The following is a 14,070-nucleotide window of genomic DNA, read 5'->3' on the forward strand; positions in this document are numbered from 1 at the left end:
CGCTATACAGCCAGCGCTCATCGCTGACCGCTCGCTGCGAGCAATTCCTTCAAGATCGTTGCCGGGTCGGCCCGCTGTTGCTTGCGGTAGTTGCCGACATGGCGAACGAACAGTGTTGCGCGCGTCACCAGGCTCTTGCCGAGCACCGGCTTGCGATCCAACTCTTCCTTGATCCGTTGAAACTGCGCCTGGATCACCGCATCGGTGTAGCGCGTGCCGGTGGCCAGGTTATCGATATAGATCGCCACTGCGCCGTCGAGGGCGCTGCGGCCATTGGTAATGGCCATCTCGAACAGTTGCGCGCTGGCCGCGTCCTTGTTGTCCAGGGCCTGCTGGCGACTCTTCTGCAGGTTGGCCAGGCGGATGTTGTAGTTGGCGATGGTCTCGGCCACCAACGCGGCCGACTGAATCAGGTTGCCCGCCGCTTCTTCGCGTTGCTGGGCGATCAGCGAGACGTTGCGCTTGAGCTCTTCGTTGACCAGCCCCAGCTCGGCTTGCAGTTTGGGATCGACGCTGGCGGCGATGATGCTGTCCAGACGCTTGGTCGGGTCCTGGGCGTCGTCGATGGCGTCGGTCAGCGAGGCCAGGCGGCCCTCTTTCTGCCATTGGGCGAACAGCTCCTTGTAGCGCGAACGTGGCGCCGACAGCGCGCCGATCGCCACGCGGAAACCGGTGGTCTCGTTGCTCTGCTCGGTGCCATCGGCGGCAAACAAGGGGTATTCGCGACGCATGCCGGTGAACAGCGTGCCCTCGCCTTCCAGGTAGTTGCCGCCCTTGACCACAAAGCCACCGTAGGTGCCCTGGCGGCGCCCGGCGTGGACCAGTTGGAACGATTCCTGGACCATTTCCGCGGCGTTGCCGATCACATCGAACATACCAATCGGATTGGGCAATTTGGTACCGATGGGCATCAGGCGCGCAGCCTGGCCGGTACCACCGGCGACCTGGTTGAACACCGCGTAATCACTGAGCGGGCCGTCGCTGTCGCTGCCGTCGACACGGCGCGGGAACAGGCGCCCTTCCAGGTCCTGGCGGCTCACCGCATGACCGCCGCGCGCAGCGAACTCCCACTCCACTTCGGTGGGCAAGCGCACAAAACCCAATCCGCCGTCATCCGCCGAGGAACCACGGCCACTCACCGGCAGCAAGTCGCGGTGGTATTTCATCAGCCAGGCGCTGTACACCGCCGAGAAGCGCTCGGCTTCAAAGCGCGACAGTTTCACCTTGGGCAGGCGCCCGGCCATGCCGGTCGGCGCATCGCACGCCGGCGCCGGTTCGCCACTGGCCAGGGACTGCGCCTGGGACATCACCTGGGCGTACTGGCGTGCGGTCACTTCGTACTTGCCGATGAAGTACAGCATGGGCTTGAGCGGGGTCTTGGCGTCGGTCTTCGGCATCAACGGCGCGATGACTTTGTTCCAGTCCTTGGGCAGGTCCTTGAGGGTGAACTGGCCATTGATGAAGTCGCGACGGTAGCCGGAAATAAACGATTGCTGATAACCCGCCTCGCCTTCGGCAAAGGGGTAGCCGAGGCTGATCTCGCGGTCATCCAGGGTGCCCTGGGCCAACACGTAGGCGTAGCGGAACACCATGTTGCCTTCACAGGGCAACGGCAGGCTGACGTCGCCTTCCAACGGCTTGGGGTTGTCGAGCTTGTCACTCGCCTCATCGGCCCAGGCCATCGAGGCCAGGGTCAGCGCCACACAGGCGCCCAGCAACTTATACATCTCTGATTCCTTCAGAAGCCTGGATCCGCGCCACTCGCCAACCACCACACGCCGCCGCCACGGCGCTGACGCCGAGGACTGCAACCAGGGCCAGGCCGTAATGGCGCGCCAGCAGGTGGCTGGCGTGTTCGCCCGGCACCTGCACAAATAATTCATTCAAGCCCGACTCGGCCAGGCCATACAGCCCGGCACTGAGTACGGCGGCGAAACCCGCGCTGTACAGCGCCTGCACCACCACGAATAACAACAACCCACCGGTGGAAAACCCCAACAGGCGCAACACTGATAACTCCCGCCGCTTACGCGCGACGCAGGCCAGGGCGCCGGCAAAAATGGCCGCAAACGCCCCCGCCAACGCCAGCCCGCAGATCACCCAGAACACGATCGACAGGTTGCGGCTCAACGACTGCACCTGCGCGATGGTCTGCGCCTGGGTCGACACCAACAGGTTCTGCCCCGCGAAGTACACCCGCAGCGGCTCCACATCGGTAAGGTTGCGGGCATACAGGCGGAACGCCGGGTACACGCGCTGCTCACTGACGCCTACAGCCTCCCCGTCCCAACCCAGGGCTGGCACTGCGCGGCCATCGCGGTAATCTTCCGCCGCTTCCAGCAAACCCAGGTCGGCAAACAAACCGTCACGAGCAAAGGCTTCCAGCGGCAACACCGCCAGCACCTGCACGCGCGTGCGCTGGGCTTCGACGCGCCCGGCCACTTGTCGTGCAAAGCTGGTTTCCAGCCAATCGCCAGGCCGCGCCGCCAGCTTTTCGGCGGCGGTGTGGCTCAGCACAATCTGGTCCAGGCCCTTGGGCACCGGCAGGCCGGCCAGCAGTGGGTCACCGGACGCGGTCGGCAGCATCTCCAGGGCCAACGTGCCCACTTGCGCCGTCGCCGCAATCTGCCGCGTACGCGGTATGGCGAACGCCACCTCACTGCGCTCGCCCAGTTGCTCGATAAACGCACTGCTGAATCGACCACCGCCCAGCGGAATAATTTCACGGGTGGCGGGGTCGGTCTGCAAACGTTCGGTCAAACTGCTAACCAGTCCAAATTTCAGGCCGAATAACACCAGCAGCGGCGCGATCACCGCCACCAGCGCCAGCACCGAACAGGCCGACAGCCAGGCATCGTTGCGGTAATCCTGCCAGGCCAGCGACGCCACCAGACCGATGCGCATCAGCACACCTCCCCGAGGGTGGCGGTGACGCCGCCATCGGTGTCGCGACGGCAACTGATGCGCCGCACCTGCAAGCCACTGGCGCGGGCCAGGGGCTCGTCGTGGGTGGCGATCACACAGGCCGAACGGTGTTCACGGGCCTGGGCCAGCAATGCGTGCATCACGCGCTCGGCATTCAGGGGGTCGAGGGACGCCGTCGGCTCGTCCGCCAGCACCAGTTGCGGCGCATGGGCCAGGGCGCGGGCACAGCTGACGCGCTGGCGCTGCCCCACCGACAGCGCCGCCGGTTTCTTGGCCAACTGGTCGCTGATCTCCAATTGCTCGGCCAGGCGCACCACGCTGCCATCGTCCTTCAAGCCCAGCAGTTGCCGGGACAAGGCGATATTGCCGCGCACATCGAGAAAGCCCAGCAGGCCGCCGGTTTGCAGCACATAGCCCAAGTGCTGGCTGCGCAGCGCGGCCAATGCGGATTGCCGATCAGTGCGCCACAGCCCGGCAATGTCCTGCTGATAAAACTCGAACTGCCCGACCTGATCCGGCGCCAAGACCAGCGCCAGCAGGTCGAGCAAGGTGCTTTTGCCGCAACCGCTGGGCCCGACAATCGCCACTTGCTCGCCCGCACGCAGCGCCAGCGCCGGGATCACCAGGCTATAGCGCTGGCTACCGACGCCCCGGCTCTTGTGCACCGCGTTCAGGGTGAGCATCACGGCAACGTCGACAACGGAACGCGGTACAACGCATCGCCCGGCTCGGCATCGCCGAAACGGACCCAGTTGGCCAGGTCATTGTGGAAGGTTTCGTAGAGGCGGATTTTCGAGTCCAGCTCGTCAATAAAGTCTTCCTGCTCGGCCACGCTCAACGACAACCACAGGTCCTGGGTCATGTTCAGCGATTTGCTGCGGTACGGCAGGCCTTCGAGGTATTCGCCGAGAATGCCGCCGTCGGCCAGATTGCCGCCCTTGCGCAGGGCCTGCGGGTCCCGGCTCATGTAGGCCGAGGCACTGGCGATTTCCTGGAAGAAGTCCTTGGGCGAGGTCTGGGTCTTGCGCGCCGCGTCGACGATCAGTTTCAGTGACTGCTGCAGATCGTTGAGCTGCAACTTGGTCAGCATCACGCACACCTGGAACGCCGGCAGTGCCGGGTTGGTCAGGTCGCGGTCGGCGGTCCAGGCGCTGACCAGTTGCGGCGCCTGGCTCGCGGTTTTGCGGCCGAGGAAATCCATGTGCATGGCATAGCCGACCGCTGCGGACTTATCCGCCAGGCTCGGTGCGCTGCTCAGCAACGGGACCGGCTGCGGCGTGTTGCTGCGCACCTGATGCACAAGGTTGGCGAACACCGTGCCGATCTCATCCACCCGCTCGCCGAGCTTGCGCACATCGCCACCGGGCACCGCGGTGTACAGGTCGCCAATCTGCGGGTTGGCGTCGGCAGTGAGAATGCGGTACTGGCTCTCGGCACCGGCGTGGGTTTTCTTGCCGGCGTCGGTGCGCAGGTGCAAGGCGTAGATCTTGATCTGCTTGCCCAGCGCGGCCTGGCGCACTTCGGCTTCGTTCATCTGGGTGGCGGCGAACGGGTCATTCTTGCGCAGCGCACCGGCGTCGGTAACCAGCAGGATGATGCGCCCGCCATAACCGGACCAATCCATGCCGTCTACCGCCTGCATCACCCCGGCGAACGCATCTTCGTTGAAGGAGTGGCTGGACACGGTGGACGCCTTGACCTGGCGCGCCATGTCGAGGAAGCGTTGCGGATCGCGGCCCTGATCGAGGCTGATCAGAGTCTTGGCCACGTATTCCAGGCCCGGGGTTTTCTTGATGCTGCTGCGAAAACCGACCATGCCGAAGCTGACACTGTCCAACTCGCCGCGCTCGGCGATGCGGGTTTGCAACTCGTGCACCACATCGCGGATCTGGTCGATATACGGCTGCATCGACACGGTGGTGTCCACCACCAGCACCACGGCCGTGCGGAAGGCATCGGCGTTGGCATTCATCACCGGCGTCGCGGGTTTGGCGGCCGCGCTGCTGCCGGGGTCGATGGAGGCGACATTGAGTAACTGCACCGGTTGGCCGTTTTCGTCGAAGCTCTCTTTGGAGTCGAAGATCGGCAACAGGTAGAACTGGTTCTGCGGGACGGCGCTGGCGGCAGGCTCCAACGCGAGGATCTGGCTGTTGTCTTCGCTGTTTTTCTGCGCCTTGGCCAGCACGCCTTTGGCGGCGGAAGGGTCAGCCAGCAGTTTTTCCACTTCGCCGGATTGGCGCAGGAACATCACCGGCGCCCGGCCCGAGCGCTCGGTGAATTTCAGCACCAGGCTCTGCTTCCAGTCGCTGACTTGAGACGCAGGCAACCAACCGTCGCTGCGCCCATCGGTGGCGGCGCCGACACGCACCCACGGGCTGCCGTCGACGTCCTTGCGCTGGTACACATAGAGCACGGAAAACGCCGGCAGGGCCTTGCCTGGCGCGCTGCCCGCATCGGTCGAAAGCTTTGCGCCCGGCTTGCTGAGCACGCGCTGGAACAGGGTCTTCTTGCCGGCCATGAGCAACGGGCGTTGGCCGCCATCCGCTTCGGCGACCGCTGGCGGCGGTGGCGTGACTTTCGGCACCTCGGCAGCGGGCGGTTTGACCACCGGCTCGTCGCTACCGCTCAACCACCAGTAGCTCGCACCGCCAATCGCCAGTGCAACCGCCACTGCAACCGCCGCCAGCGCCAACACCGGCCCACGGCGCTGCTCGCTGTGCTGGGTCGGCGGCACCACCGGTTGGCGCACCGGCTGGGGTTTATCACTGGGAATCTCGATGGACTCCGGGGTAATGCCCGCCAGGTCGAAACTCATCGGAATCGGCAACGGCCGCACCAGGGTGGCTTCCGGAGAGTCCGCCGGCAGGTTGTCCAAGGCGCGCAACAGCGCCGCCGCATCCGGGAAACGCTCAGCCGGGTCCTTGGCCAACAGCTTGCGCAGCACGTCCTGATAACGGCCATGGTGCACCGGCAGTTCCGGCAGCGGTTCGGTCAGGTGCGCCAGCGCCGTGGAGAGTGCATCGGTGCCGGTGTAAGGCAGCTTGCCGACCAGAATCTCGTACAGCACCACGCCCAGCGCATACAGGTCGGCGCGGCCATCGATCTCCTGGCCCCGCGCCTGTTCCGGGCTCATGTAGCTGGGGGTGCCCACGGCAAACCCGGCCTGGGTGAATTGCGTGCGGTCATCCAGCGACTTGGCGATACCGAAGTCGGACAGCACCGCCGTGCCATCGGCACGAAACAGGATGTTCGCCGGTTTCACATCGCGGTGCACCAGGCCCTGGGCGTGGGCATAGCCCAGCGCCGAGGCGATCTGGCGGATCAGCGTCACGCCCTGCTCCGGTGTCATGCCGGCGGCGATGCGCTCCTTGAGGGTGCCGTTGGGCAGGTATTCCATGGCCATGTAGTACAGCTCACCGACATTGCCGATGTCATGGATGGTCACCGTGTGCGGGTGCGACAAGCGCGCCAGGGTCTTGCCCTCGCGCAGGAAGCGCTCGCAGAAGGTTGGATCGGCCGCCAGCGCCGCCGCCATCACCTTCAACGCCACCTTGCGCTCCAGCGAGCGCTGCGTCGCCAGGTACACGCTGGCCATGGCGCCTTCGCCGATCTCGCCTTCGATGTCATAACCGGGGATGACGATGTTCATGGCGATACCTTCACGACAAGGGCGGTGATGTTGTCCGGCGCGCCCCGGTTGAGCCCCAGGTGCACCAGGCTGCGCACGATTTCATCCGGCGCGTCGTGGCTGAGCACATCGCGGATTTCATGGTCTTCGACGGTCTTGTTCAGGCCGTCGCTGCACAGCAGGTAGCTGTCACCGGGGGCGATCAGCAGGTCGACCACCGCCAGGTCCAAGTGGGCTTCCACACCAATCGCACGGGTGACGATGTTGGCGCGCGGGTGCGTACGCGCGTCGGCTTCGCTGAGCAGGCCGCTGTCCTGCAGGTCCTGAACGTAGCTGTGGTCGCGGGAGATGCCTTCGAGCACGCCGTCGCGCAGGCGGTACAAGCGACTGTCGCCGGCCCACAGGCACACACCGCGCAGGCCACGGGCGGCCAGCACCACCACGGTGCTGCCCATCATGGTCACGCCACGGTTGGCGGTTTCTTCGCGCACGGCTGCGTTGATGCGCAGCAGGTCATTGCGCAGCGCTGCTGTGTATTCATCCAGGGAGCGCCCCACCGGCACGCTGCGCAGGCTGTCGACGATCAGGCTGCTGACATAGTCGCCCGCCGCATGCCCACCCATACCGTCGGCCACCACCCACAGGCGGTTTTCCGGCAGGTCCAGGCAGGCGTCTTCGTTGACCTGGCGGACCATGCCCACATGGCTTTTGCTCGCGGATTTGTACGTCGACCCCATCTACACCACACCTTCTTGTCCGAGCAAAAACTGCGCAAAATCGCTGGCGGCAGGCAGGCCCTGACACCGCAGCAAACCAGGGGAAATACGTTGCGAACCACGCCCCCACCACAGGCTCGCGCCGTCGCAGGCCTGTTCGGCCAGGGCCGTCATGCGCTGCTGCGGCACGGTCGCGGCCACCCGTTGCAGGCCGGCGAAACGGCTGTCCACGGCACGCGGCTCACTCGCCGGCAAGCCCAGGCCATCGAGGCCTTCGTTGAAACCTTCAAAGGTCGCACCGGTATCCAGGGTGCTGAGCAACAGCGCCTCGGCCTGCTCGAACCAAGTGTCCGGCCCGCCCACCAGGGAGGCCGGATTGGTGTCGTGATCGAGCAACGCCACCACCGCCAGCGGGAAGTAGCGCCCCACCCGGTCAATGCTCGGCATCACCACGCCCGCCGCCGCATCCGGCCCGCACACGCCCGGCGCCAGCACAAAGCGCCACAGCGGGCTGACCAGGTAAGTATTGAGCCATTCACCGCCGAGGCTGTTCTGACTGGCCAGCAAACCCGCCGCCAGCCAGCTGTCCCACGGGCCGATAAAGCTCTGGGGCAAGGCGCGGCTGACAAAGTCGCCACGGCTGGCCAACTTGCCGTAGAAACCCAGCGTCGTCATAGCCGCTCCGGCAGGCTGAAGCCACTGAGCACGCGGCTCTTGAACGGGTTGAAGGCGCTGTTGGCGCGCAACTCGTAGGCAATGCTCGCACCGTCGACGCGCAGGCGCAGGTTGAAGCGGTCCGGTGAGTTGCCGGCGGTAAGATCCGACTGCTCCAGCAAGCGGAACCAGGCCCACGGCCCGTCCAGGGTCACGCCGGAACGGCCACTGGCCGAGGGCGGCATGATGGAAATCCGCACCACGCCAATGCTGCCGGGGTTCGGCCATTGCATCGCCACCGGGCGGCTGGGGCCGTGGTCGTAGCTCAACTGCTGGCCGTCCAGGTCCAGCAGGAACTGGGTGATGGTCGGGTCCATCGACACCGGCTTGAGTTCAAACCGCACGATTGGCTGGGTGCCACCGGAGCGGAAGAACGCATCGCGGATCGTCGCGGCTCGCTGGAAGGTTTGCAGCACGCCCGGAGCAATGCCGAGCTTCTGTGCCGCGCCCGGCTGCCAGCGCCAGGTCTGCGCCGAGGTGTCCACGTAAGGCTGCAAGTATTTGCGGAAGTAGTTGTCCATCACTCCGCCCACGCCGAAGAACTGGCCGAAGTCATCCAGGGTGGCATCCCGTGCGCTGCCCGGCGACATCGGGTAACGCCCGGCCAGGGACTGGCGATACACGTTGACCACTTCGCTGACCCAGGCTGCGTTCAACTGGTTACGCACACCACCCATCATGCTGTTGGTGGTGGAGTTGACCACCGACTTGACCATGCCTTGCACCAGCGGCGGCTGGCGCTCGGCATTCAGACTGACCCGAGTCGCCGCAGCCGCCGCCTGGTTCTTCGCCTCGCCGAGCAACGCATCGCCGCTGGCGCCAACCATGGCGCTGACCTGCACATACAGCGCGTTCATGTCGGTGAGCAGGCCGTCGATAGCCGCCGGTTCGCCTTCGTTCTTGCTGACGATGCTGTTGAGCTGGGCGAAGTGCGCGGTCACCGGATCCTCCGCCGCCGCAGGCGCATTGGCCGTCGGTTGCTCCTGGCCGAGCAGGCTGCCCAGGCGCTCCTTGAGCTTGTCGACGCCCCCTTCTACCGGCACGCCTTTGGCGGCCAGTTGTCGCTCTTCGGCTTGCAGGTCGGTTTCCTTGGCCACCGCCACCAGCAGTTTTTTCAGCGGCGAGGTCGGGCCGGAAATTACCCGCAGTACATCGGCCGCCTGGGCCACGCTGGTGATCGGCACAAAGTCGATGTCCGCCAGCAACGCATCCCACTGGCGCTGGTAATCCTGGAAATACAGGCGCCGCACATCGGCGGCCAGGCTCACGACGTTCTGCTGGTCAGCCTGTTCGTTGCCCAACACCCACTGTTCTTCAGCGAGGGTGCCGGTCTGGTTCAGGCTGCTCAGCAGGAACGCCTGGCGATAGCCCTTGGCGGTGAAGAAGCCACTCAACGGCTCGCCCAGCGGCTTGCCGCTCTTGCGGCTGAACACCAGCGCGGCGTCACGGCCGGCGGCTTCGTTGAGGCGAAAGTCCGGGATGCCCTCGGGCAGTTTCTGGCGCTTGACCCGGTCATATACGCGCTGGGCCACTGGCAGTTGTTGCAACTGGCGGCGCAGGTCGTCGATCAGCCGTTGATCCAGGCGTGCGTTCGGCGGGTGGCGTTCGAACAGCGACTGCAAGTGCCCGGCCAATGCCTGGCGCTGATCCGCCGGCAGGTCGCGGGGCAGGTTGCGGTCCCAGTCCAGGGCGATCCAGGCCTTGATGAAGTCCGGGTCGTAATGCTCGGCGTCAGCCAGCATCAGGTAAGCCTTGAGGCCTTCGTAGAGGAAGTCGGAATTGCCGCCGCCGTGCAGTTGTTCTTCGATGCGCGTCACCAGGCGTGGCGCGAACACCGCGATCAGCAGCTTGCGGTAGACGCTGGCGGACTCGGCTTCAAGCATATCGCCCTGATACAGCCCCAGGCCTTCGGACCAGCTCGGCGAATCGCCCGCCAGGTTTTTCACGGCGTTGAGCAACGGCAGCACGGCGAGCACTTCGCGCTGCGCCGGGCTCAGGTTCTGTACGGTCTGGCCCAGCGGCGCGACTTTCTGGTCGACTTGGGCGATGTAGGCCTGGTTGGCGCGGTAACTCACCCACCACAGGCCGCTGACCACCACGACCAATGCCACAGTGGCGGCCAGCACACCCCGCGCAATCCACTTGCGCCGCCGCTCGACCTTCGGGTTCACCCCCACCAGGCCACGCTCGGCAAACGCCACGGCGGTGAAGAGTTTTTCGATGAAGTAGCTGCGCCCGGTGCCGCTCTGGCGCGCCAGGTGCTGGCGGTCCAGGTTCATGCTCTGGGCCATGGCGCCGATCAGGCGGTCAATCGGGCTGCCTTCCTGGGTGCCGCTGGTGAAGTACACGCCGCGCAGCAACACGCGCTCTTCAAAGGCATTGGGTTTGAACACGCCTTCGAGGAAGCTTTGCAAGCAATCCTTCAAGGCGCCGAACTGCTGCGGGAAGCCATAGATCAGGTCGCGCCGCGCCGGGTCGCGCTCCTGTTGCAGGCGTTCGACCAGGCGTTCGTTGAGGCGCTGTTCCAGCCCGGCGAACTCGCTTTGCAGGTGTGCCAATGGGCTGTCGCTGTTTTTGCCATCGTCCAGGGCAAAGGTCATGCCCCACACCTGGGCGCGTTCCTCCTTGCTCAGGTTGTCGAAGAACTCCATGAAGCCCGGCACCAGGTCGAGCTTGGTCAGCATCAGGTAGATCGGGAAGCGCACGCCCAGTTGGGTGTACAGCTCCTGGATACGCAGGCGGATGGCAGCGGCATGGGCGGCGCGCTCGGCGTCAGTGCCCAGCAGCAGGTCCGACAGGCTGATGGCGATAAACGCACCATCGATGGGGCGACGTGAGCGCTGTTTTTTCAGCAGGTCGAGGAAGCCCAGCCATGCGGCCTTATCCACCGTGGAGTTGCTGTCCTGGGTGGTGTAGCGGCCCGCGGTGTCGAGCAGCACGGCTTGATCGGTAAACCACCAGTCGCAGTTGCGCGTACCGCCGACGCCACGCACGGCGCCGGCGCCCAGTTGCGCGGCCAACGGGAAATGCAGGCCGGAATTGACCAGCGCGGTGGTCTTGCCCGAACCCGGCGGGCCGATGATCACGTACCACGGCAGCTCGTAGAGGTTGCGGCGCTCATCACCACCGAGCTTGGCCTTTTTCAGCAGGGCCAGGGCCTCGTCCATGCGCTGGCGCAGGGTGGTGAGTTCTTCGGCGGTGGCGACGCTGTTGGGGTCGGCCGGGGTTTCGGCGGCCAGGCTACGCATCACTTCGGCGGCCTGACGGCGCGCCTGGATGATGCGGAACACGCGGTAGGCCAGCCATACCGCGAATACCAGGATGATCAGCGCCCAGCGCCGGCCTTCCGGTACCAGCACGTCGAGCAACGGCCCGACAAACCAGATGATCAGGCTCAGGGCAATCAAACCCAGCACGGGGATCACCCAGCGAATCATGAAACTGAAAAACGCCTTCACTCGACGCCCTCCGCCAATACGGTGATTTCAACCCGACGATTGCGGGCACGGCCTTCGGCAGTGGCGTTGGTCGCCACCGGCTCGGTGTCGCTGCGGCCCTCGGCACTGAAGCGCTCGGCCTGGCCGGTCTTGGCCGCCAGGATCTCCAGCACCGACTTGGCCCGCGCTTCGGACAGCGCCCAGTTGGACGGGAAGCGCAGCGTGGCAATCGGGCGGTTGTCACTGTGCCCGGTCACCCGCACCTGGCCCTTGACCTTGCGAATGGCGTCGGCGATACGCAGCATCAGCGGCTGGTAGTCGTCGACGATGCTGGAACTGGCGGAGGCGAACAGCTCATCGCCACGAATGGTCACCACGGAACGGTCGACCGCATCCTCCACCGCCACGCGGCCGGCCTTGATGTCTTCCACCAGGAAGCCCGCCAGACGCGGGCGCTCGATGACTTTGGGCTGCGCCACCGGACGGTCGATGGCTTGCACCGGAATCTCGCCCAGGGCATGGATATTCTTGAACACCGGCTCGGCATCCGCCGCCAGTTTCAGGCGCAGGCCGAACAGCAACGCCAGCAGCAACGCGACACCGATGGCCACGGCGATCCAGGGTGGCATGAATTGCGCCAGGCGATCGCGCGCCACGGTCACGCCGCGCCAGTGCGGCGACAGCTCACGCTCATGCTCGCCACGCGCACTGCGAATGGCCGCGGCGGTGCGTTCGCGCAGGGTCTCCAGCTGGCTGCGACCGTCGTTCATTACGCGGTAGCGGCCTTCGAAACCCAGGCACATGCACAGGTACAACAGCTCCAACAGGTACAGGCGTTCCCGTGGGCTTTGCAGGCAGTGGTCCAACAGTTGGAAGACTTTTTCGCCGCCCCAGGCCTCGTTGTGCACGGTGATCAGCAGGCTCTGCTTGCCCCAGTCACTGGTGCTGCCCCAGGGCGTGCTCAACACCGCCTCATCCAGAGCAGTGCACAGCGCGTAACGCGCCAGAAGCACTTCGTTACGGGCGATGCCAGCGGCTTCGGCACGCTCTTCGAACTGGCGCAGGTAGGCCAGCAATTGTGCGCGCAAGCTGGCCGGCGCCGGGTGGGCGATGGTGTTGCGCAGGCGCGTCAGCAGCGCCAACAGCGGGCCGGCGGCACTTTCCAGCGGGTTGAGGCCGTGGCTCTTGCCGGTGAGCATCGGTGCGGCCGGCATGGCCAGGGGCGAAGGTTCGGCACGCACAGGCTCCGGCGCCCGGCCACCCGGACGCGGCATGAACTGGGTGCGGTCATCATCATTGGGATGCATCGCGGATTATCCTCGGATCGCCCAGAAGGCCAGGTTCAAGCCCGGGAACTGCCCGGCGATATGGAAGGCAAAACCGCCGGAATTGCCCAGTTGTTGCCAATGCTCGCTGCCGCGATCGAGCTCGTAATACGTCGAGCCTGCGTGGTACGGCAGTTGGCGTGGCGCCACCGGCAGAGGCAACAGGCCAATACCCGGCAGTTGCAGGTTAACCAGGTCGCGGATGTGCTCCACCGAGCCGACTTTGCTCTGCTGGCCGAAGCGTGCGCGCAGGGTTTCGCCGGGCACATCGGCGCGCACCACCAGGATGAAACTGGCGTTGTCGAGCAGAGTCTTGTCGGCCAGCATCGCCACGTGCACGCCATAGGCTTTCTCGACAATCGGGATCGGTGTGGCCTTGCTGTCGATCAGCATCGACAACGCTTCACGCAATGCCGCCATCACCGGCGCGAAGCTCAGGGCCAGGTCATCGTGCTGATACTGCGGGTATTCCTGGGGGCGACGACCGGAGGTGGAGAAGGTCGAGAACTCGCCGGCCAGGCTGACCAGCTCGCTGAAGAAGCGCTCTGGGTGCAACGGGCTCAACTGGCTCAAATGCTGGACCAGCGGTTGGGCGCGGTTGACCAGTTGCAGCAGCATGAAGTCGGCAATCTCCGACGCGCCACCGGCGCCCGATGCCACCACCCGCCCCGCCAGGGCTTCGCCGCGCTGGTGCAGCAGGCCGAGCAGTTCGCTGCGAAAGGCGGTGAGCGGTTTGCTCGCGGCCACATCCAATACTGGCGGGATGTAGGTGTCATCGAGCACCAATGCGCGGTCGGCCCGTTTTTCCTTGATGCGCACCAGGCCCACGGCGGCGTAATCGCTGATGCCATCCTGGGCGGTGAGCAGGCGCAGGGCGCGGGAACCCACGGCCACCGGGGCGCGGTTTTCGAAAGGTGCGTTGTCATCGCGTACTTCGCGCACCTGGCTCACATAACGCGCAGCCTCCAGGGCTTCGCCTTCATCCACGGTATCGCGGGCGCCGGCGCGCTTGAGCGGCAGGGCCAGGTACACCAGGCCGTCGCGCAGGTTGTCATCGATATTCAGCGGGCTTGGCGCCAGGTCATCCTGGGGGATATTGAACGGCGTGCCGTCGGGCAGCAGGCCACGCGCCGACACGATCGCCAGCTTGCCCTGGGCCAGCAGGCCCTGGTCGATCAGCAGCTCGGAAAAACCCCAGGCGCCGGCGGACAACGGGCGGCTGCGGGCATCGATCAGGTTTTCCAGGTAACGGTCATGCTGCTGGAAGTGCTGCGTTCCGATGAACATGCCTTCCGACCAGACCACGCGATTGTTCCAGGACATGG

Annotated in this window: 9 protein-coding genes; all 9 read right to left on the bottom strand. The window is 65.4% G+C overall.

Going from position 1 to position 14,070, the window contains the following annotated elements:
- Positions 1 to 17 precede the first annotated feature (17 nt).
- Genes BFN10_RS01285 through tssK form a run of 9 tightly spaced genes read right to left on the bottom strand, consistent with a single transcriptional unit; the run spans position 18 to position 14,068 of the window.
- Complete coding sequence (locus tag BFN10_RS01285; RefSeq protein ID WP_071488085.1) at positions 18 to 1,727, bottom strand: formylglycine-generating enzyme family protein; 1,710 nt, start codon at positions 1,725 to 1,727, stop codon at positions 18 to 20.
- A complete protein-coding gene (locus BFN10_RS01290) occupies positions 1,720 to 2,904 on the bottom strand; it encodes an ABC transporter permease family protein (protein ID WP_071488086.1) in 1,185 nt (394 codons plus the stop codon). Before BFN10_RS01290 ends, BFN10_RS01285 begins: the two co-directional genes overlap by 8 nt.
- Complete coding sequence (locus BFN10_RS01295; RefSeq protein WP_071488087.1) at positions 2,904 to 3,608, bottom strand: ABC transporter ATP-binding protein; 705 nt, start codon at positions 3,606 to 3,608, stop codon at positions 2,904 to 2,906. Before BFN10_RS01295 ends, BFN10_RS01290 begins: the two co-directional genes overlap by 1 nt.
- Complete coding sequence (locus BFN10_RS01300) at positions 3,608 to 6,574, bottom strand: serine/threonine-protein kinase (protein ID WP_071488088.1); 2,967 nt, start codon at positions 6,572 to 6,574, stop codon at positions 3,608 to 3,610. The genes BFN10_RS01295 and BFN10_RS01300 overlap by 1 nt, the downstream gene beginning before the upstream one ends.
- Positions 6,571 to 7,290 carry a PP2C family protein-serine/threonine phosphatase gene (locus tag BFN10_RS01305; RefSeq protein WP_071488089.1) on the bottom strand — a complete coding sequence of 240 codons (720 nt, stop codon included), beginning with the start codon at positions 7,288 to 7,290 and terminating at the stop codon, positions 6,571 to 6,573. Before BFN10_RS01305 ends, BFN10_RS01300 begins: the two co-directional genes overlap by 4 nt.
- Positions 7,291 to 7,944 carry a type VI secretion system-associated protein TagF gene (gene tagF / locus BFN10_RS01310; RefSeq protein ID WP_071488090.1) on the bottom strand — a complete coding sequence of 218 codons (654 nt, stop codon included), beginning with the start codon at positions 7,942 to 7,944 and terminating at the stop codon, positions 7,291 to 7,293. It abuts the gene before it with no gap.
- Positions 7,941 to 11,441, bottom strand: a complete 3,501-nt coding sequence (gene tssM / locus BFN10_RS01315; protein WP_071488091.1) for a type VI secretion system membrane subunit TssM — start codon at positions 11,439 to 11,441, stop codon at positions 7,941 to 7,943. Before tssM ends, tagF begins: the two co-directional genes overlap by 4 nt.
- Complete coding sequence (locus tag BFN10_RS01320) at positions 11,438 to 12,727, bottom strand: DotU family type VI secretion system protein (protein ID WP_071488092.1); 1,290 nt, start codon at positions 12,725 to 12,727, stop codon at positions 11,438 to 11,440. Before BFN10_RS01320 ends, tssM begins: the two co-directional genes overlap by 4 nt.
- 6 nt (positions 12,728 to 12,733) lie before the next feature.
- Positions 12,734 to 14,068 carry a type VI secretion system baseplate subunit TssK gene (gene tssK, locus BFN10_RS01325; RefSeq protein ID WP_071488093.1) on the bottom strand — a complete coding sequence of 445 codons (1,335 nt, stop codon included), beginning with the start codon at positions 14,066 to 14,068 and terminating at the stop codon, positions 12,734 to 12,736.
- Positions 14,069 to 14,070: the final 2 nt, after the last annotated feature.

Origin of the sequence: Pseudomonas extremorientalis (genome assembly GCF_001870465.1) — a bacterium.
GTDB lineage: Bacteria > Pseudomonadota > Gammaproteobacteria > Pseudomonadales > Pseudomonadaceae > Aquipseudomonas > Aquipseudomonas extremorientalis.